The sequence below is a fragment of the Tepidimonas fonticaldi genome, assembly GCF_001675355.1.
Taxonomy (GTDB): domain Bacteria; phylum Pseudomonadota; class Gammaproteobacteria; order Burkholderiales; family Burkholderiaceae_C; genus Tepidimonas; species Tepidimonas fonticaldi.
Genome location: NZ_LZDH01000066.1, coordinates 42,419 through 62,570, shown reverse-complemented (window position 1 = coordinate 62,570; position 20,152 = coordinate 42,419). Strand labels below are relative to the sequence as shown.

Annotated in this window: 14 protein-coding genes; 6 read left to right on the top strand and 8 right to left on the bottom strand. The window is 70.8% G+C overall.

Features of this window, described 5'->3' with window-relative positions; all coding sequences use genetic code 11:
• Positions 1-298: 298 nt before the first annotated feature.
• On the top strand, positions 299-2,284 hold the full coding sequence (locus A9O67_RS12400) for a DNA topoisomerase IV subunit B (protein WP_068610804.1): 1,986 nt from the start codon (positions 299-301) through the stop codon (positions 2,282-2,284).
• A 31-nt stretch (positions 2,285-2,315) separates the two neighbouring features.
• On the opposite strand, the gene A9O67_RS12395 is transcribed toward A9O67_RS12400, so the two are convergent.
• Together A9O67_RS12395 and A9O67_RS12390 are read right to left on the bottom strand one after the other, a co-directional pair.
• Entirely contained in the window at positions 2,316-3,818 is a 1,503-nt protein-coding gene (locus A9O67_RS12395) for an ArnT family glycosyltransferase (RefSeq protein WP_068610802.1), read from the bottom strand.
• A gap of 8 nt (positions 3,819-3,826) precedes the next feature.
• Positions 3,827-4,570, bottom strand: coding sequence for a phosphatase PAP2 family protein (locus A9O67_RS12390; RefSeq protein ID WP_197484489.1), 744 nt, complete (start codon positions 4,568-4,570; stop codon positions 3,827-3,829).
• Positions 4,571-4,894: 324 nt separating this feature from the next.
• Between A9O67_RS12390 and A9O67_RS12385 the strand changes: the two genes are divergently transcribed.
• The 3 genes from A9O67_RS12385 to A9O67_RS12375 all read left to right on the top strand — a co-directional run bounded on the left by A9O67_RS12385 (position 4,895) and on the right by A9O67_RS12375 (position 8,685).
• A complete protein-coding gene (locus A9O67_RS12385) occupies positions 4,895-5,578 on the top strand; it encodes a winged helix-turn-helix domain-containing protein (RefSeq protein ID WP_068610798.1) in 684 nt (227 codons plus the stop codon).
• Positions 5,565-6,917, top strand: a complete 1,353-nt coding sequence (locus tag A9O67_RS12380) for an ATP-binding protein (RefSeq protein ID WP_068610796.1) — start codon at positions 5,565-5,567, stop codon at positions 6,915-6,917. Before A9O67_RS12385 ends, A9O67_RS12380 begins: the two co-directional genes overlap by 14 nt.
• Before the next feature lie 94 nt (positions 6,918-7,011).
• The gene (locus A9O67_RS12375) at positions 7,012-8,685 is read left to right on the top strand and encodes a phosphoethanolamine transferase (protein WP_082955577.1); all 1,674 of its coding nucleotides are present in this window, start codon (positions 7,012-7,014) and stop codon (positions 8,683-8,685) included.
• 7 nt (positions 8,686-8,692) lie between these two features.
• On the opposite strand, the gene A9O67_RS12370 is transcribed toward A9O67_RS12375, so the two are convergent.
• Complete coding sequence (locus A9O67_RS12370; protein WP_068610792.1) at positions 8,693-9,073, bottom strand: diacylglycerol kinase; 381 nt, start codon at positions 9,071-9,073, stop codon at positions 8,693-8,695.
• 14 nt (positions 9,074-9,087) lie between these two features.
• Complete coding sequence (locus A9O67_RS12365; protein WP_068610790.1) at positions 9,088-9,480, bottom strand: VOC family protein; 393 nt, start codon at positions 9,478-9,480, stop codon at positions 9,088-9,090.
• A gap of 117 nt (positions 9,481-9,597) precedes the next feature.
• Here A9O67_RS12365 and parC point away from each other — a divergent pair, with 117 nt between their 5' ends.
• Together parC and A9O67_RS12355 are read left to right on the top strand one after the other, a co-directional pair.
• Entirely contained in the window at positions 9,598-12,024 is a 2,427-nt protein-coding gene (gene parC / locus A9O67_RS12360) for a DNA topoisomerase IV subunit A (protein ID WP_082955576.1), read from the top strand.
• Between the two features lie 71 nt (positions 12,025-12,095).
• Entirely contained in the window at positions 12,096-12,683 is a 588-nt protein-coding gene (locus A9O67_RS12355; RefSeq protein ID WP_068610788.1) for a Uma2 family endonuclease, read from the top strand.
• A 21-nt stretch (positions 12,684-12,704) separates the two neighbouring features.
• On the opposite strand, the gene A9O67_RS12350 is transcribed toward A9O67_RS12355, so the two are convergent.
• The 4 genes from A9O67_RS12350 to A9O67_RS12335 are packed head-to-tail and all read right to left on the bottom strand — an operon-like array spanning position 12,705 to position 20,139.
• Positions 12,705-13,175: a RidA family protein gene (locus A9O67_RS12350; RefSeq protein ID WP_068610786.1), complete on the bottom strand. Its 471-nt coding sequence runs from the start codon at positions 13,173-13,175 to the stop codon at positions 12,705-12,707.
• 34 nt (positions 13,176-13,209) lie between these two features.
• Positions 13,210-14,139, bottom strand: a complete 930-nt coding sequence (locus A9O67_RS12345) for a transglutaminase family protein (protein WP_068610784.1) — start codon at positions 14,137-14,139, stop codon at positions 13,210-13,212.
• An 8-nt stretch (positions 14,140-14,147) separates the two neighbouring features.
• Positions 14,148-16,739 carry a circularly permuted type 2 ATP-grasp protein gene (locus tag A9O67_RS12340; RefSeq protein ID WP_068610782.1) on the bottom strand — a complete coding sequence of 864 codons (2,592 nt, stop codon included), beginning with the start codon at positions 16,737-16,739 and terminating at the stop codon, positions 14,148-14,150.
• 52 nt (positions 16,740-16,791) lie between these two features.
• Positions 16,792-20,139, bottom strand: a complete 3,348-nt coding sequence (locus A9O67_RS12335; protein ID WP_068610779.1) for a transglutaminase family protein — start codon at positions 20,137-20,139, stop codon at positions 16,792-16,794.
• Positions 20,140-20,152: the final 13 nt, after the last annotated feature.

Below are 20,152 nucleotides of genomic sequence, written 5' to 3'. Positions count from 1 at the left end.
ACTTTGTGGGTAAGGCGTGATCACGCGGGGCAAAGCCACGTCCGGCAAGGGCTTGAACAGATTGCCCAATTTTTAATCAGCCTTAAAACATCAAATAAAACAATGGTTTGAATGATTTCCCGAGTGCGCTGCAGCGCAACCAAGAGGAGTGGCCGCGCAGCCAAGGCCGGTCCGGCGGCGGGCGCCGTGTGTGCAAAACACAGACCGCCCCGGGCTGTCAAGCCCCCCGCGGGGCCGGGACCGAGTCGCGCCGGAATGGGCGCTCGCCCGGGCGAGCGGGTCCGTACAATCCGCGGCCATGTCCGCCTCCACCACCGTGCCGGGCGCTGCGCCCGGCTATGCCGAGAGTTCGATCCGGGTGCTCAAAGGGCTGGAGCCCGTCAAGCAGCGCCCGGGCATGTACACCCGCACCGACAATCCGCTGCACATCGTGCAGGAGGTGATCGACAACGCCGCCGACGAGGCGCTGGCGGGTTTTGGCCGGCGCATCCGCGTGACGCTGCATGCGGATGGCTCCGTCAGTGTGGAAGACGACGGGCGCGGCATCCCCCACGGCCTGCATCCCGAGGAAGGGGCGCCGGTGCTGGAGCTGGTGTTCACCCGGCTGCACGCGGGGGGCAAGTTCGACAAGGGGCAGGGCGGGGCGTACAGCTTTTCGGGCGGGCTGCACGGCGTGGGGGTGAGCGTGACCAATGCGCTGGCCAGCCGGCTGGAGGTGACGAGTCACCGCGAAGGGCATGTGGCGCGCCTGGTGTTTGCCGGCGGTGACGTGGTGGAGCCGCTGGTGCGCCGGCCGCTCGAGGCCGGCGAGCGCCGCCAGGGGACCACGGTGCGCGTCTGGCCCGATGCGCGCTACTTCGATCAGGTCACCCTGCCGCTGGGGGAGCTGACGCATTTGCTGCGCAGCAAGGCGGTGCTGATGCCGGGGGTTACCGTGACGCTGGTCAACGAGCGCACGCGCGAGACCCAGACCTGGCAGTACAAGGGCGGCTTGAGCGACTACCTGCAGCAGACGCTGGCGGCCGAGCCGCTGATCCCGCTGTTCGAGGGTGAGGGGTATGCCGAAGCGGGGCATGAGAGCTTTGCCGAGGGGGAGGGTGCGGCCTGGGCGGTGGCCTTCACCGAGGAGGGGCCGCTGGTGCGCGAGAGCTATGTCAACCTGATCCCCACCCCGGCCGGGGGCACGCACGACAGCGGCCTGCGCGAGGGGCTGTTCCAGGCCGTGCGCAGCTTCATCGAACTGCACGCCCTGTGTCCCAAGGGCGTGAAGCTGCTGCCCGAGGATGTGTTTGCCCGCGCCAGCTATGTGTTGAGCGCGCGGGTGCTGGACCCGCAATTCCAGGGCCAGATCAAGGAGCGGCTCAATTCCCGCGATGCGCTGCGGCTGGTGTCGGCCTATGTGCGCCCCGCGCTGGAGCTGTGGTTGCACCAGCACGTCGAGCACGGCAAGCGGTTGGCGGAGCTGGTCATCCGCGCCGCGCAAAGCCGCCAGAAGGCCGCGCAGAAGGTGGAAAAGCGCAAAGGCTCCGGGGTGGCGGTGCTGCCCGGCAAGCTGACCGACTGCGAAAGCCGCGACCTGTCGCGCAACGAGCTGTTTTTGGTCGAGGGCGACAGCGCCGGCGGCAGCGCCAAGATGGGGCGCGACAAGGCGTCGCAGGCCGTTCTGCCGCTGCGCGGCAAGCTGCTCAACACCTGGGAGGTGGAGCGCGACCGGCTGTTTGCCAATGCCGAGATCCACGACATCGCGGTGGCCATCGGGGTCGATCCCCACGGCCCCGACGATGCGGTGGACCTGAGCGGCCTGCGCTACGGCAAGATTTGCATCCTGAGTGATGCGGACGTGGACGGTTCGCACATCCAGGTGTTGCTGCTGACCCTGTTTTTCCGGCACTTTCCCCGCCTGATCGAGGCGGGACACGTTTATGTCGCGCGGCCCCCGCTGTACCGGGTGGATGTGCCCGCGCGCGGCAAAAAGCCCGCCAGCAAACACTACGCGCTGGATGAGGGGGAACTGGCGGCGATCCTGGACAAATGCGCCAAGGAGGGGGTGCCGCGGGAGAAGTGCCAGATCAGCCGCTTCAAAGGCCTGGGCGAAATGAGCGCCGAACAACTCTGGGACACGACGCTCAACCCCGACACGCGCCGCCTGCAGCCCGTGACCCTGGGGGGCCTGGATGCCGCGGCGACCGCGGCGCGCCTGAACCGCTTGATGGGCAAGGCCGAGGCGGCCGCCCGCCGCGAGCTGATGGAGCAGTGGGGCGATGCGGTGGAGGTGGACGTCTGATCCACCCCACCAGCCATCCCAGATCGGACCTTCAGGGATCGCGCCGCAGCAGCACCACGCCGCCGCGCTGGTAGATCACGGTGTGCGGCACATCCGGCAGGCGGTCGAGCCGGGTGAGGGCCCACTCGCCCGGCTCCGGCAGGCGCTTGGGGGTGATCGACTGGGCATAGACGCTGAAGCTGGGCGCGTCGAAGCGCCACAGCACCGCCGGCGCCTGGGCCTGGTGCGCAAGGCGGCCCGCGTGGCGCACGGCGCCCTGCAGCACATCGCCAAACCACGGCGCCACCAGGGCGCCGAGCAGCAGGGCCTGCATGGCCGCCAGCGCCTGCAGCCGCCGCCAGACGGGCCAGCGCCGCTGGAGCGCCACTACGATGCCCGCGATCAAAACCGCCCAGGCCACGGGTGCATACAAGGTGGGGGCCAGATCCCGGGCCAGCGCGAGCTGGGCGCGGTAGTAGGGGTTGCCGGTGCGCAGCCCGGCTTCGTGCAGCAGGGCGGGCAGGTGCGGCCACAGCGCCAGCAGGGCCACGGGCACGATCAACCAGGCGCCACGCAGCGCGGGCAGGCGCAGCGCCAGCAGAATCATCAACGGGGTGGAGCCGTAGAGCACATAGTGCGGTAGCTTGGTTCCGGACAGGCTGAAGAACACCAGCACGAATCCACACCACAGCCACAGGTAGCGCGTCAGCGGCGTCTGGACATCGGGTTTGATCTGCCGCAGCACGGCGGGCAGGGCTGCACTCCACGGCAGCAGCAGCAGCGGCAGGGCGATCAGGTAATACAGCCAACCCCCGCTGTGCCCCTCCAGCGTACCGGTGAAGCGCTGGACGTTGTGGCGCAGGATGAAGCCGTCCACGAACGCCTGCCCATGGGTCAGCAGCATCGCGGCATACCACGGGGCCGCCACGGCCAGGAGCAGCAGCCAGCCCCGCATGTCGAATGCGATGCGCCGCCAGGTGGACCCGTCGCGCGTCAGCAGGGTGTATAGGGTGCCTGCTGCGGCGGGGATCAGCACGGCCACCGGCCCCTTGGTCAGCAGCCCCAGCCCCACCCAGAAATACACCCGCAGCAGATCCGGCCGTTGCCCTCGCTCCAGATAGCGCCACAGATCCAGGCAGGCCAGCGTCAGCCACAGGTTGAGCAGGGCATCGGCCGTGGCGGCGCGCGCCATGATCCACGGCCCCAAGGCCGTTGCCACGATCCACAGGGCGCGCTCTGCCGCCGCTGCGTCCGCGCGCTCGCGCACGAAGCGCCAGACCGCCCAGCCCCACCCCATCGCCGCCAGGGCGGACGGCAGACGCAAAGCCCATTCGTGCAGGCCCAGCACCGCGACCGACAGCGCCTGGAGCCAATAGATCAGAATCGGTTTGTCGTACCGCGGCACGCCGTTGAGCCAGGTCGACAGCCAGTCGCCGTTGACCAGCATCTCCCGCGTCGCTTCGGAAAACGCCCCTTCGTCCACATCGAACAATGGCGGCGTGCCCAGCCCAGTGAGCCATGCCGCCAGGGGCACCAGCCAAAGCATCCAGCGCATTCCTGCGATCACTCCATTTCTCTCAGTCGCCGCAGCGGCACGCCTGTCGAGGCGCGGCGCAGCCAGATCCGCCGCGCCGCCGCGACCAGCGCGACCCCGACGACCAAGCCGCCGAGGGCGTGGGCCAGCGGTTCGACGGTGGCGGGCACGGTACGCCACCACAAGCCCAGACCGAGCACGCCGGCGGCGCCGATTTCCCAACGGTGCAGCGCATCCCCCGGGCGCGGCCCCCAGCGCCCGGCGGCGAGGACGGCCGCGGCGGCACAAAGCCACCCCAACAATGCCCCTACGGCGACATCCAGAGGCCAATGCGCCCCGACTCCGACCCGCGACAGGCCGATGGCGAATGCCAACGGCAGCGACACCGCCGCGGCCATCCCGCGCTGCGGGGGGCGAGCGGTCAGTATCCAGCAAGCCGCGAGTGTAAAGGCCGTGACCGTGTGCCCCGACGGAAAACTGCCCTGCCTGAGCACGTCGCCGATGATGTGGAGGGCTTCAGGGGGCAAGACGGCGGCGGGCCGGGGGGCTGCCGCCAGCGTCTTGATGCCATGCAGGGTCTGTGTGGCGGGCGCGATGCTCCACAACAAGGCGGGGGATGCGTGGCGGTGGCCAGTCGCGATGGTGGCCGCCAGAAACAGCGCCAAGGCGAAATGTGTGTCGCCCAGCCAGGTCAACCACCACCACAGCAGATCCGGGGCGGCGCGCGTCAACCGCTGCACACCGGCCAACGCATCGACGGGTGGGGTGAGCATCAAACCTGCGATCACGAGCAAGCACAACCCTGGCAGGCGCCAGAACCAGGCGCTGCGGAACATCGATGCAAAGGAAGAGGCTGTCGGCGGGGTATGCATGGCGAGACATGCAGTCGAAAAGCCGACAGATTGCCGGCACTGCGTGAAAATGCGGTGTCGGCGGGCGCGGGTGTGTCGCCAAGGACGGCGCCAGCCCGGCCGGCCGGTCGAACGATTAAACGCCCGCTGGGCTTAACGAGGCCTTAACCCCCGGGACAACGCCCTGGGGACACGCTTCCAGCGTGTCGGTTGGACCGCAGGCCGCGCGAGCAGGAGATTGAAGGATTGCGCATCCTGATCGTCGAAGACGACACCGCCATTGCCGAGGGCGTGGCCGCGCTGCTGCGCGCGCAGGGGCATGGTTGCGATGTCTGCGTGACCTTGGCCTGCGCCAGCCGTGCGCTGCAGGCGGAGCCGTTCGACCTGGTGCTGCTGGACCGCGGATTGCCGGACGGTGACGGCATCGATTGGCTGCGCGCGCGGCGCGCGGCCGGGCTGCATGCGCCGGTGCTGGTGCTGACCGCCCGCGACGCATTGGCCGACCGCGTGGCGGGGCTGGACAGCGGGGCGGATGACTACCTGGTCAAGCCGTTTGCACCGGAGGAGCTGCTGGCGCGCATGCGCGTGGCGCTGCGCCGCAGCGCCGGGCAGGCCGAGGCGGTGTTGCGCCATGGCGCGCTGCGGGTCGACCCGGCCGCGCGCGCGGTGTGGCGCGACGGTCAGCCGGTGGCGCTGCGCGCCAAGGAGTTTGCATTGCTGTGGGCGCTGCTGCGCGCCCGCGGCCGTGTGTTGACGCGCGCGCAGCTCGAGCAGGCGCTGTACGGCTTCGACGACACGGTGGAGAGCAACGCGCTGGAGGTGCATGTGCACCACCTGCGGCGCAAGCTCGGCGAGGACCTGATCCAGACCGTGCGCGGGGTCGGCTACACCATCCCGCCTCGGGCGGAGGGGGACGATGGCCACGGCTGAACGCGCCCCCCGGCTGGCATGGCGGCTGCTGGCATGGACCTTGGCCACGCTGCTGGGGGTGTGGCTGGTGCTCGTGGCCAGCGCCTATCAGACCGCGGTTCATGAGGCGAAGGAGATCAGCGACGGGCAATTGACGGCCGCTGCGCGCTTGCTGTTGACCGCTCCGGTACAAGGCCCGGTCCCTGCGGTGGATGCGGCGGCGCTGCCGGTGCGGGCGGAGCCGCGCTATGCGCCCGAGCTGCATGTGGTGGTCTGGGAGAGCGGGGCGCTGCGCTGGGATCCGCAAGCCTGGGCAGCGCGGCTGCCGCCGTCGTTGCCCGAGGGTTATCACACGCTGGTGTTGCCGCTGGCGGGCGAGGTGCGCACGTGGCGCTGGTTCGTCGCCGGGCATGGCGCGCGCCGGGTGGCCGTTGGGTTGGATGTCAGCCGCCATGCGGAGCTGGGGCGCGACGTGGCCGAGCACCTGGTGCGGCCGGCGGTGGTGTTGCTGCCGCTGGTCGCGCTGCTGCTGGGGTGGGCGATCCGGCGCGGGCTGGCGCCTCTGTCGGCGCTGGCCGAGGCCCTGCAGCGCTTCGATGCCGATACCGCGCGTGGCCTGCCCCCGGCACAGCGCTACGACGAATTGCAGCGCGTGCAGCGGGCGCTGCAGGCGCTGGTCGAGCGGCTGCACACACTGTGGCAACGCGAGCGGCGCTTCACCTCCGACGTCGCGCACGAGCTGCGCTCGCCGCTGACGGCACTGGTGTGGCAGGCGCGGTTGGCGCGGCTGCAGGTGGGCACGCCCGCCGGCGAGGCGGCCCTGCAGACGGTGGAGCGCGAGGCGCTGCGCGCCGGCGAGATCCTGACCCAGCTGCTGGCGCTGGCGCGTGCCGACGCCCCGGGCGGCGAGGCCGCGCAGCCGGTGGCGCTGCACGCGCTGGCGCAGGAGGTGGCGGACGAGTGCGCCACGGCGATGGGCGGCGGGCGTACCCCGCCCGAGGTGCAGGGGCCGCCGACCGTCGTCCGCGGCCGGCCGACGCTGCTGCGGCTGGCGCTGCGCAACCTGGTCGACAACGCGCTGCGCCACACCCCGGCGCAGGCACGGGTGGCGGTGCGCGTCGGCCCGCGCACCGACGGGGCGGTGGCGGTCGAGGTGCTGGACGAGGGCGGCGGCCGCGGCGAGGCACCCGCCGACCGCGGCGGCCTGGGTCTGGGGTTGACGCTGGTGCAGCGCATCGCCGAGCACGAGGGGGCGCGGCTGGAGCGGCTGGCAAGTCCTTCGCCGCCGTGGGCCACCGGCTACGCGCTGGTGTGGCCCTCGGCGCCGACCGGACCCGAGACCGGTGCCGCGTCGCGGTGACCCCGTCCGCCGCCGCGGATCGGGGGTTTAAGGCTGCGCTAATCCTGGGGTGTCATCGTGCGCGGCCATGAGAGGCATCCGCACGGGAATACGAATGGCAGACGGCGCCGAGGGCTCGACCGCGGCGGACAGCGCGGCCGGCTGGCACCCCTTGGCGGCGCTCGCCCTGCTGGCCGGCTGGCTGGCCACGGTCGGCAACGTGCCGCTGTGGTCGGCGGTGTGGCCGGTGCAGGGGCCGCTGGGCGCGCGTGGCTGGGCCGTGGCGCTCGCGTGGGCGCTGGTGCTGGCGCTGGTCAACCTGGCGGTGCTGGCGTGGCTGGCCGTCGGGCCGCTGCGCCGACCGGTGGGGGTGGCGCTGCTGGCGCTGGCGGGGGGGGCGAGCTACTTCATGCTGGCCTACGGCATCGTCGTCGATGCGTCGATGGCGGCCAACGTGTTCCAGACCGACCTGCGCGAGGCGCGCGACCTGCTGACCCCGGGCCTGCTGGTCGCGCTGGCGCTGGGCGTGGCGCTGCCGGGATGGCTGTGGTGGCGCCTGCCGGTGCGGCGGTGGCCGGCGCGCCGTGCGGTGCTGGTTCGCGTCGGCGTTGGCGCGGCGGCGCTGGGGCTGGCCGTCGCCCTGCTGTGGTTGACGTTTCAGGATCTGGCGGCGCTGATGCGCAACGACCGCGCGCTGCGCTACCTGATCAATCCCTACAACAGCGTCTACGCCGCGCTGCGCCACGGCGTGGGCCAGCGGGCGCTCGCGTCCGAGCCGCCGCAGCCCATCGGCCTGGACGTACAGCCGCTGCCCGCAGCGGCCCGCGAGGACGAGGCGCCGCTGGTGGTGTTGGTGGTCGGCGAGACGGCGCGCGCGGCCAACTGGGGCTTGAACGGCTACGCGCGCGACACCACGCCGCGCCTGCGCGCGCTCATCCAGCAGGGGCAGCCGATCGTGTCGTTCGCCGCCGTCACCTCGTGCGGCACCAACACGCAGACGTCGGTGCCCTGCCTGTTCGCGCCGGGGGGGCGGGCGCGCTGGAACCCCTCGCGCGCGCAGGAAAACCTGCTCGACCTGCTGCAGCGCGCGGGGCTGGCGGTGACGTGGCTGGACAACCAGTCCGGCTGCAAGGGCGTGTGCGCGCGCGTGCCGTCGCGCCAGACCGACCATCTGCAGGTCCCGGGCCTGTGCCGTGGCGACGAATGCCACGACGAAATCCTGCTGCGCGAGCTGCCCGGCGCGCTGCAGGCCTTGCCCGAGCCTGCCCGCCAGGTCGGCACGCTCGCGGTGCTGCATCAGATGGGCAGCCACGGGCCGGCCTACTTCAAGCGCACGCCGGCGGCGTTCAAACGCTTCCAGCCGGAGTGCACGACGGCGCAGCTGCAGGCGTGCGAGCCGGCGCACATCGTCAACGCCTACGACAACACGCTGCTCTACACCGACCATGTGCTGGCGGAGCTGATCGGCTGGCTGGCGCAGCGGCGCGGCCCTACGGCGCTGCTGTACGTCTCCGACCACGGGGAGTCGCTCGGCGAGGGCGGGCTGTACCTGCACGGCATGCCGTATGCCGTGGCCCCGCGCGAGCAGAAGGATGTTCCGATGCTGCTGTGGGCCAACGGCGGCATGCAGCGGCGCCTGGGGCTGGATTGGGCCTGCCTGCAGCGGCGCGCGCAGGAGCCGTCCTCCCACGACCATGTGTTCCACACCGTCGCGGGGCTGTTCGGCGTGCGCAGCGCGGTATTGGACGCCGAGCGCGATCTGCTGGCGGCGTGCCGCCGCGCGGGCTGATCGACCGTCAGCCGCGCCACCACGTCCACAGCGCGGCGCCCCAGACCCCGCCGGCAAACAGCAGGGACAGCAGCACGGCGGCGCTGCCCAGGTCCTTGGCGCGCTTGGACAGGGCATGCCATTCGGGGCCCACGCGGTCCACGACCGATTCGACCGCGGTGTTGAGCAGCTCCACCACCATGAGCAGCATCACCGAGCCGACGAGCAGGGCGATCTGAACCCAGTCCCGGCCCAGCCAAAAGGCGGCGGGCACCAGGACTGCGGCCAAGAGCACTTCCTGCCGGAAGGCCGGCTCGTGCCAGCCGGCTTGGAGCCCATCGAGGGAGTGGCCCGCGGCGTGCCAGAGTCGGGCCACCCCCCGGCGCTTGGGGACAACGGGCGGGGACATGGGCGGGCGACGACTCACGCGGGCCGGTGCAGGGCGCACAGTTTGTTGCCGTCCGGGTCGCGCACATATGCCAGGTAGAGCGTGCCGCTGGGCCCGTGGCGCGGGCCGGGCGGGGCCTCGATGGAGGTGCCGCCGTGGGCCACGGCCACGTCGTGAAAGCGTTGCACCTGCTCGGGCGATTCGCATCTGAAGCCGATCGTCCCGCCGTTGGCGCACGTGGCGGGTTCGCCATTGATCGGTTGCGACACCCCGAAAGTGCCGCCCCCGTGGCGGTAGAACACCCGCTCATGACCGCTGGCTGCGGTGTTGCGGACGCCCGCGGGGGCCCCCAGCACGCCCAAGACGGCGTCGTAGAAGCGTTTGGCTCGGTCGATGTCGTTGGTGCCCACCATCACATGGCTGAACATATCGGAGGTCTCCTGTCGAAAAAGGGAATGACGCTGTCGCCCGCTATTGTCGGCCCCCCCCGCGCACCGCGCGACGCGGGGCGGGGGAAAGGCCCCGGGGCGAGCGACAATCCGCACATGAGTCTAGACGTGTTGCCCCCTTCCGACCGGTCGCCCGCCGAGCCGGTGGCCGACCCCGACAGCCTGGCCGCCTACGCACAGCGGGCCTATCTGGAATACGCGCTCAGTGTCGTCAAGGGCCGGGCGCTGCCCGACGTGTGCGACGGCCAAAAGCCCGTGCAGCGGCGCATCCTGTACGCGATGCAGCGCATGGGGCTGGGCTACAGCGGCCCCAATGCCAACACGCCGGCCAAGCCGGTCAAGAGCGCCCGCGTGGTGGGTGACGTGCTGGGGCGCTTTCACCCGCACGGGGACCAGGCCGCGTACGACGCGCTGGTGCGCATGGCGCAGGACTTCGCGCAGCGCTACCCGCTCATCGACGGGCAGGGCAACTTTGGCAGCCGCGACGGCGACGGCGCCGCCGCCATGCGCTACACCGAGGCGCGGCTGAGCCGCATCAGCACCCTGCTGCTCGACGAAATCGACCAGGGCACGGTGGACTGGGTGCCCAATTACGACGGCTCCACCGAGGAGCCGCGCCAGTTGCCGGCGCGGCTGCCGTTTGTGCTGCTCAACGGCGCCAGCGGCATCGCGGTCGGCATGGCCACCGAGATCCCCAGCCACAACCTGCGCGAAGTGGCCGACGCCTGCGTGGCGCTGGTCAAAAACCCGCAACTGTCCGACGACGACCTGTTCGCCCTGCTGCCGGGGCCGGACTACCCCGGTGGCGGCCAGATCATCAGCCCGACTGCCGACATCCACGACGCCTACCGCAGCGGCCGCGGCAGCCTGAAGGTGCGCGCGCGCTGGAAGATCGAAGACCTGGCCCGCGGCCAGTGGCAGCTGGTGGTGACGGAGCTTCCGCCCGGCGTCAGCGCGCAGAAGGTGCTGGAGGAAATCGAAGACATCACCAACCCCAAGGTCAAGGCCGGCAAGAAGGCGCTGACGCAGGAGCAGACGCAGCTCAAGGCCAGCCTGCTGGCGGTGCTGGACGGGGTGCGCGACGAGTCCAGCAAAGAATCGCCCGTGCGCCTGGTGTTCGAGCCCAAGAGCAGCCGCATCGAACAGCAGGAGCTGATCACCGCGCTGCTGGCCCACACCAGCCTGGAAACGTCGGCCCCCATCAACCTGACCATGGTGGGCCTGGACGGCAAGCCCGTGCCCAAGAGCTTGCGGCAGATGCTGGAGGAGTGGATCGCCTTCCGCCAGACGACCATCACCCGCCGCTCTCGCCACCGGCTGGACAAGGTGCTGGATCGCATCCACATCCTCGAAGGGCGGCAGATCGTGCTGCTCAACATCGACGAGGTGATTGCCATCATCCGCGCCAGCGACGAGCCCAAGGCCGCGCTGATCGCGCGCTTTGCCTTGAGCGACCGGCAGGCCGAGGACATTCTGGAAATCCGCTTGCGCCAGTTGGCGCGGCTGGAAGCCATCAAGATCGAGCAGGAACTCAAAGAGCTTCGCGAAGAGCAGGGCAAGCTGGAAGACATTCTGGCCAACCCGGCCAGCCTGCGCCGGCTGATGGTCAAAGAGATCGAGGCCGATGCCAAGACCTTTGGCGACGAGCGCCGCACGCTGATCCAGGCCGAGAAGAAAGCCGTGGCCGAAATCAAGGTGGTGGACGAGCCGGTGACGGTGGTGGTGTCGGCCAAAGGCTGGGTGCGCGCGCGTACCGGCCACGGGCACGACGCGGGGGGCTTTGCCTTCAAGGCGGGCGACGGCCTGTACGGCACGTTTGAATGCCGCACGGTGGACACGCTGATCGTGTTGGGCAGCAACGGCCGGGTGTACAGCGTGCCGGTGGCCAGCCTGCCGGGCGCGCGCGGCGACGGCCAGCCCATCACCACGCTGATCGACCTGGAGCCAGGCACGCAGCCGGTGCATTACCTAGCGGGGCCCGCGTCGTCCATGTGGCTGCTCAGCGGCTCGGGCGGTTATGGTTTCCTGGCCACGGTGGAGGACATGACGAGCCGCTTGAAGGGCGGCAAGGCCTTCGTCACCCTGAACGAGGGCGAGACCGTGTGCCGCCCCGCACTCGTCAGCGGCGGCATGGTGGTGCGTCTGGCCGCCCCGGACGGCACCGTGCTCGCCCCGCCCACGGCCCCGGAGGGCGGGGACGGCCAGGCCGCGCTGGCCCCGGCCACCCAGGTGTGCTGTGTCTCCAGCGGCGGGCGCATCCTCACCTTCGATCTGAGCGACCTCAAGCACCAGCCCAAGGGCGGGCGTGGCCTCATGCTCATGGGGCTGGAGGGCAAAGACACCCTGGCCGGCGCCGTGGCCTACCTGCGCAGCGTGCGCATCGACGGCGTGGGGCGGGGTGGCAAATGGCGGGATGAGGTGCTGGAGATCCGCAGCCTCAACAACGCCCGGGCGGCCCGTGGCCGCAAGGGGCGCGACGCCAGCTTCGGCTTCAAGCCCCTGCACGTGTGGCGCGTGCTGTGAAGGGCCCTGGGGACCGGCTGCTTTGACGATAATGGGGCCGTCACGCGCTCAGCGTGGGGAGACGGCCCGCCATGAAAGCAGAACTGTACCGGCCCCTGGACGAGGCAGAGTACCTCCGCCTCGAAGCCCGCAGCCCCGTGCGCCACGAATACGTGGCCGGGCAGATCTACGCCATGACCGGCGCGTCGCTGCGGCACAACATCATCGCAGGCAATGTCTACACGCTGTTGCGCCACCACTTGCGCGGCAGCCCGTGCCGCACGTTCATGGCGGATGCCAAGCTGCGCGTGGCCAAGCAGCAGAGCATCTACTACCCCGATGTGATGGTGACCTGCCACCCGCAGCACCAGCAGGTCGGCAGCGAGGATTTTCTGGTCGAATCACCGCGCCTGGTGGTGGAGGTGCTCTCCGAATCCACCGCCGCCACCGACCGGCGCGAGAAGCTGATGGCCTACCGCACCCTGCCCAGCTTGCAGGAATATGTGTTGATCGCGCAGGACGAGGCGCTGATCGAAATCTACCGGCGCCAGGGCGACATCGGCTGGCAGCGTATCACCTTGACGCCGGGCGATCCGGTGGAGTGGAACAGTGTGGAGCTGACCACGGACTTTGCCACCATCTACGAGGAAAGCGGGCTGGCCCTGCCGCCGCCCGCTTGAGCCGATCGGCGAGGCGGGCCGTCAGGCCAGTTCGGCCATCAGCTCGATTTCGACGCACGCGCCGAAGGGCAGTTGCGCCACGCCAAAGGCGCTGCGCGCGTGCGCGCCGATCTCCGGGCCGAACACCTGCCCCAACAGCTCGGAGCAACCGTTGGTCACCAGGTGGTGCTCGGTGAACGTGTTGGTGGAGTTGACGAGGCTGAGCACCTTGACGATGCGCTTGACGCCATCGAGGTCGGTGCCCGCGGCCACGCAAGCGGCGTGCAGCGTGCCCAGCAGGTCCACGGCCACGGCGCGGGCGGCGGCCTTGCCTTCTTCGGTGGTCATGGTCAGGCCCAGTTGACCCACCCAGGGCTTGCCGTCGCGCTTGGCGATGTGGCCGCTGAGCAGCACCAGCTTGCCGGTGTGCACGAACGGCACATAAGCGGCCGCGGGCGTCGCCACGGCGGGCAGTTGGATGTCGAGGGCTTGCAAACGATCGTAAACGCTCATGATGTGGGGGCTCCGTGAAGGGCTTGCATTCTAGTCAGCCGGCGCCCGGCGCGGCCCAGTCGAGCGCCGCCCATTCCTGCGGAGGCGCGACGGTGACGGCCACGCGCAGCGCGTGCGCGCCACCGCCCTGGATCACTCCCCGCAGCGGTGAGACGTCGCCGTAATCGCGGCCCGTGGCGACGGTGACATAGCCCTCGTCGGGCCGGTCGCAGCCCCAGCGCCGGTTGGTCGGGTCGAGGTCGAACCAGCGTTCGCCCCAGGGCACCCCAACCCAGGCGTGGGATGCATCGGCCCCCACCAGGCGGGGCTGGCCCGGCGGCGGCTGGGTCAGCAGATAGCCGCTGACGTACCGTGCGGGCAGGCCCAGCGCGCGCAACGCAGCGATCAGCACATGGGCGAAGTCCTGACACACCCCGCGACGCTGGCGAAACGCCGCCAGCAGCGGCGTGTGCACCTCGGTACTCGCCGGGGCGTAGGCCAGATCCGCGTGCAGCCGGGCGGTCAGATCGCGGCAGCCCGCAAGCCACCCACCGCCCGGGGGGAAACTGGCCCGGGCGTAGGCGATCAGGTCGGTATCGACCAGCGCCTCGCGGGGAATGTGGGGGGAGGCGTAAACGAACTCCGCCTCCGGGCGATACGGCGCCCCCGCCCGGTAGCGCAGCCGGTCGCGCACCTGCTCCCAGGGCTCGTCGGTCTGGGGTTGCTCCGGCGCCTGGGTGTCGACCACGGACTCGGCCACGACCTCGAGGGCCGTGTGCGGCCGGTCGATGGCAAACAGCGTGCGCCGATTGCCGTAGACGTCCACCTCCTGCGTTTGATAGGCCGGTACGGGGTCGACGGTCAGGCGGTGGGAGACGACCCGCTGGCCGGCCGCGTCACGCGGGTGCAGGATGGCGATGTGGTGGGACGACACCACCGGGCTGTGGTAGCGGTACTGGGTGTGGTGGCGGATGTGCAGGCGCATGGCAGCGGTCAGGCCAGCAGGGTCTGCGCGGTGGCGTCCGCGTGGCTGAAGTAGGTGCGCCCCAGCCGCTCCGACAGGTCCAACACGGACGACTCGCAGGTCTGCAGCAGCTCGATCAGGCGCAAATGCGTGGTCGCCGCCGCGGGGCCGTACCCGCCCTTGGCCCCGCTGAGCGTCACCAGGTCCCAGCCGTCCGGGTCCGGCAACATCGCCAGCAGATCCTGCCCCGCCGCGCGTTCGCTCTGCGGCAGCTTGCGCACCCGCGCGCGCAGCGTCGAGAGCACCCAGGCCAGCGCGCGCGGGTTGTCGCGGTGGGTGACCAGCAGGTCGAGCAGCGCCACCAAATCGCGGCGCTGCTGGTACAAGGCGTGGAAGGTGATGGTGCTGTCGAACAGCCCGAGCAGGGCCTCGTAGCCGGCGTCGCTGTCGATCGCACCGGTTTGCAGGGCGGCGGCCAGCGCGTGCGCCAGCGCGGCGACGCGCTCGATCAGCCGTCCGATGCTCAGCAGCCGCCAGCCGTCGTCGCGCACCATGCGATCGACCTGCGCGCCGGTGATGGCGGACAGGCGTTCGCTCGTGTCCTCCAGAACGGCGAAGACCTCGGCCTCGCCGCCATCGGCCCGTCGTGCCCACGCCCGGCAGCGGTCGTCGAAATCCGTGGCCAGCGCATCGATCAGTTTGCGCTGCTCTTGCGAGAGGCGCTCGCGCACCTGATCGGCGGCGCGGCGCAGCGCCCGCAGGTTGAAGCCGACGCTGGTGGCGCCGCTGTCGGCGCCCAACTGGGCCACCAGGGCGCGCGCAAACACCCGTGGGGCCTGGGTGGCATCCGGCACCTGGGGCAGCACCAGCCCGCTGTGCCGCACGCAGGCGGTCAGCCAGGCCAGTACGGCGGGGTCGCTCGCGTCCTCCCCGCGCAGGCCCTGCAGCGCGATGCGGGCCAGCCGGACGGTGTTTTCGGCGCGCTCGCTGTAGCGCCCCAGCCAGAACAGGTTCTCCGCGGCGCGGCTGGTCACGGGCCGCTTGTGCAGCGCCAGCGACAGGGTGCTGGGCGCCTGGCGCAGCAAGCTCGTGCGGTCGATGTCACCGTGGGTGCGGACCCAGCAATCGGCGCTGCTGCCCCCGCGCTGCATGGAGACGATCTGCTGCCCGCCGGGGGCCAGCCGGACCAGCCCGCCGGGCAGCACCCGCCACGAGCGCGGACCGTCGGCCAGGGCGAACACGCGCAGCATGGCCGAGCGCGGCACGATGCGGCCCTGGCGCCACGCCGGTTGTTGCGACAGCGGCAGATAGGCTTGCAGCGTGAAGTCCTCGGGCCGTTGGCGGATGCGCTCGGCCAGTGCCTCCCGCTCGCTCGGGGACAGGCTGGGGCCGAGCAGGGTCTCGATGTCGCGGTCGGGGCGGGTGGGCTTGGCCACGGCCCGATCCAGCCGGGGCAGCGCATCCGCCAGCGCGGCCGCCTCGCCGCACCACCAGGTGGGCAAGGACGGCAGGCTGAGCGGCGCGCCGAACCAGCGCTCGTGGATCGCCGGCAGAAAGCCGAGCAGCGCCGGCGACTCCAGCGGCGCCGACCCCGGGGCGTTGGCCAGCAGCAGGTGGCCGGCGCGCACGGCCTGCAGCAGACCCGGCACGCCCAGCGTGGAGTCCGCGCGCAGCTCCAGCGGGTCCAGCCACTCGTCGTCCAGCCGTTTGATGAGCACATCGACCGGCTCCAGCCCCTGCAGGGTCTTGAGGTAGAGCCGGCGGTCGCGCACGACCAGATCGCTGCCCTCGACGAGCGGCAGGCCCAGGTAGCGCGCCAGGAAGGCGTGTTCGAAGTAAGTTTCGTTGTACGGGCCGGGCGTCAGCAGGGCGATGCGCGATTCGGCCCCGCGCGGCGACAGCGCCGCCAGCCCGCGCATGAGCGCCCGGTAACTCGCGGCCAGCCGCTGCACCCGCAGGCCCTCGAAGGCCCCGGAAAACAGGCGACCGATGGCGAGGCGGTTTTCCAGCAGATAGCCAAGCCCGGACGGGGCCTGGGTGCGCTGCGAGACCACCCACCACTGCCCGTCGGGGCCGTGGGCGAGGTCGAAGGCGGCGATGTGCAACCAGGTGTCCCCGGGCGGGCGCACGCCGTGCATGGCGCGCAGGTAGCCGGGGTGCCCTTGCACCAGCGCGGGCGGAATCAGCCCGTCGCGCAGCAGCGTGCGCGGGCCGTACAGGTCGGCCAGCACGGCGTCCAGCAGCCGTACGCGCTGCAGGATGCCGGCCTCCAGGTGCGCCCAGTCCTGCGGCGCGACGATGAAGGGAAACAAATCCAGCGACCACGGGCGCTGGGGGTTGTCCGCATCCGCATAGACGTTGTAGGTGATGCCGTTGTCGCGAATCTGCCGCTCCAGGGCGCTGGCGAGCGCGGGCAACTCGTCCAGCCCGCCGGGGCCCAGCTCGTCAAAGAACTGCGCCCAGGCCGGCGACAGGCCGCAGGCATCGAGCGCACCACTGCGCCACTCGTCGAAGTGACCGGGCGGAAACGGCTCCCCCCAGGCGGCCGCCTGTTCGCTGGGCCGCGCAAGGGCGCCGGCGTGGCCGTGCAGCGGGCGGTTCGAGGAGGAGGGAAGGGTCACACGATTCACCACCGGGAGTATCGCCGAACCACGCGCCTAGGCGGTGCAAACGTCAGACGCGCCGCAGATCCAGCGTGAAGGGGAACTCGCGGCTCGGGGTGGCGGGGGTGACCGTGATCGGGCCGGGCGTGTGCCCGAAGCGGAAGAAGCGCGCCAGCCGCCGGCTCTCCGCCTCGTAGGCGTTGACGGGCAGCGTCTCGTAGTTGCGTCCGCCGGGATGGGCCACGTGGTATTGGCCGCCGCCCAGCGAGCGCCCGTTCCAGGTGTCGACCACGTCGAAGGTCAGCGGGGCGTGGACGCCGATGGTGGGGTGCAGCGACGACGGCGGATTCCACGCCTTGTAGCGCACGCCCGCGACATACTCGCCCGCAGTGCCCGTGGGCTGCAGCGGCAAGGCATGGCCGTTGACCGTCACCACGTAGCGGTGGTCGTTCCAGCCGCTGACGCGCACCTCCAGCCGCTCCAGCGACGAATCGACGTAGCGCACGGTCCCACCGATGGCGCCTTCTTCGCCCATCACATGCCAGGGCTCCAGCGCGTGGCGCAGCGTCAGCTCGATGCCGCGCACCTGCAGATCGCCGACCAGGGGGAAGCGGAACTCGAAATGCGGCTCGAACCAGGCCATCTCGAATGCAAAGCCGTGACGCGCCAGATCCGCCAGCACGTCCTCGAAGTCCATGCGCACGAAGGTGGGCAGCAGGAAGCGGTCGTGCAGCGCGGTGCCCCAGCGCGTCAGCCGCCCTTGCCACGGATCGTCCCAGAAGCGCGCCACGAGCGCGCGCAGCAGCAGCTGCTGCACCACGCTCATGCGCGCATGCGGTGGCATTTCGAAGGCGCGCAGTTCCAGCAGGCCCAGCCGGCCCGTGGGGCCGTCGGGCGAATACAGCTTGTCGATGCAAAACTCGCTGCGGTGGGTGTTGCCGGTGACGTCGATCAGGATGTTGCGCAGGGTGCGATCGACCAGCCAGGGCGGCATGGCGTCGCCGTAGATCGTGCGCGCGCGGGCCATCGCCTCGAGCGCGATCTCCAACTCGTAGAGCTGGTCGTCGCGCGCCTCGTCCACCCGTGGGGCTTGGCTGGTCGGGCCGATGAACAAGCCCGAAAACAGATACGACAGCGACGGGTGGTTGTGCCAGTAGGCGATCAGGCTGGCCAGCAGTTCGGGGCGGCGCAAAAAGGGCGAGTCCGCCGGCGTCGCCCCGCCCAGCACGAAGTGGTTGCCTCCGCCCGTGCCGCTGTGGCGACCGTCGGTCATGAACTTCTCGGCGCACAGGTGGGTTTGGTGCGCCGCGTCGTACAGAAACTCGGTGTGTTCCACCAGTTCGTCCCAGTCGTGGGCGGGGTGGATGTTGACCTCGATGACGCCGGGGTCCGGCGTGACCTGCAGCCATTTCAGGCGCGGGTCACGCGGCGGGGGATAGCCTTCGAGGACGATGCGCACATCGAGCTGTTCGGCCGTCGCTTCCACGGCTGCCAGCAGGGCCAGGTAGTCCTCCAGCCGCGCCAGGGGCGGCATGAATACGTACAGGTGGCGGCTGTGCCCGCCCGCGGTGGCTTCGGCAGCTGGGCCGTTGGCGCGTTGGGGATCGCGCGCCTCCACGCACAGCGCGGTGCGCACCACGCCGGCGGCCGATTCGCCCGGCAGGGGGTATCGGTGCGGCTCCGCTGTACTGCGGCTCTGGACGGCAGTGGCGAACTGTCGCCGCAGTGCCGTCGCACCAGGCAGCGGGCTGGTGGCGGCAAAGGGGTCGGCGGGGATCCACAGCGGTTGGTCGCTGGGCGCCGCCCAGGGCAGGGAATCCAGCGGCAGCCGGTAGCCCATGGGGGAGTCGCCGGGCACCAGGTACAGCCGCTCGTCACGCACGAACCAGGGTCCTGTGCGCCAGCCCCGCTCGGTCGCCTCCAGGGGCAGCACATAGCCCACCTCGGCCGCGAGCCCCTGCTGGAACACGCGCCGCAGGCGCGCCCGCTCCAGCGGATCGTCCAGCCGGGCGTCGAAGGGGTCCACATTGACCGGCAAGCGCCGCTCGCGCCACAGGTAGTACCAGGTGTCCTCGTAGGCCGGCTGGAGGGTTTGCGTCGTCAACCCCAGCCGCCGCGCCAGCGCGACGGCAAACCGGCGGGCGTCCTCGGCGGTGTAGGCGGCGGGCATGCGTTCGTCGGCCAGCCGGTCGGGATTGCGCCAGCACGGCTCGCCGTCCGCGCGCCAGCCCAGCGACAGCGCCCAGCGCGGCAGTTGCTCGCCCGGATACCACTTGCCCTGTCCCAGGTGCAGAAAACCGCCGCGGCCATAGCGGTCCCGCAAGCGGTGCAGCAGCTCGGTCGCATAAGTCCGCTTGGTGGGGCCCAGCGCATCGGTATTCCATTCCGCGGCGTCGCGGTCGCGCGTGGCGACGAACGTCGGCTCGCCGCCCATCGTCAGCCGCACATCGCCCGCGATCAGCGCGGCGTCCACCCGGTGGCCCAGTGCGTCGATGGCCTGCCACTGGGCCTCGGTGTAGGGCTTGGTGACGCGCGGCGATTCGTGGATGCGCACCACCGACATTTCGTGCTGAAGGTCCACCTCGCACTCGTCCAGCACACCCTCGATCGGGGCGGCGCTGGACGGTTGCGGCGTGCAGGCGAGCGGGATGTGGCCTTCCCCGGCAAGCAGGCCGGACGTGGGGTCCAGCCCGATCCAGCCCGCGCCCGGCAGAAACACCTCGCACCAGGCGTGCAGGTCGGTGAAGTCGGCCTCGGGGCCGCTCGGGCCATCGACCGCTTTGACGTCCGGGGCCAGCTGGATCAGATAGCCCGAGACGAAGCGCGCCGCCAGCCCCAGATGGCGCAACAGTTGCACGAGCAGCCAGCCGCTGTCGCGGCAGGATCCGCTGGCTTTTTCCAGCGTCTCCTCCGGGGTCTGCACGCCCGGCTCCAGCCGGATGGTGTAGGCAATGTCCTGTTGCAGCCGGCGGTTCAGATCGACCAGAAAATCCACCGTGCGCCGCGGGCCGCGCTCGATGTCATCCAGGTAGGCCTGCAACCGCGGCGTCAGCGGCGCGCGCGCCAGATAGGGGGCGAGTTCGGCCGCCAGCTCTGGCGCGTAGGCAAAGGGGTAGTGCTCCGCCGACGGCTCCAGAAAAAAGTCGAACGGGTTGAACACCGCCATCTCGGCCACCAGCTCGACGGTGACCTGAAACTCCCGCGTGGGTTGGGGAAACACCAGCCGCGCCTGGTAGTTGGCAAACGGGTCCTGCTGCCAGTTGATGAAGTGCGGCTCCGGCGCGACGCGCTGGGTGTAGGACAGGATGCGCGTGCGGCTGTGCGGTGCCGGGCGCAGACGCACCACCTGCGGGCCCAGGCGGACGAGCCGGTCGTATCGATAATGGGTGACGTGGCGGAGCGCGACGTGGATGGCCATGGTGCTCTGGCGA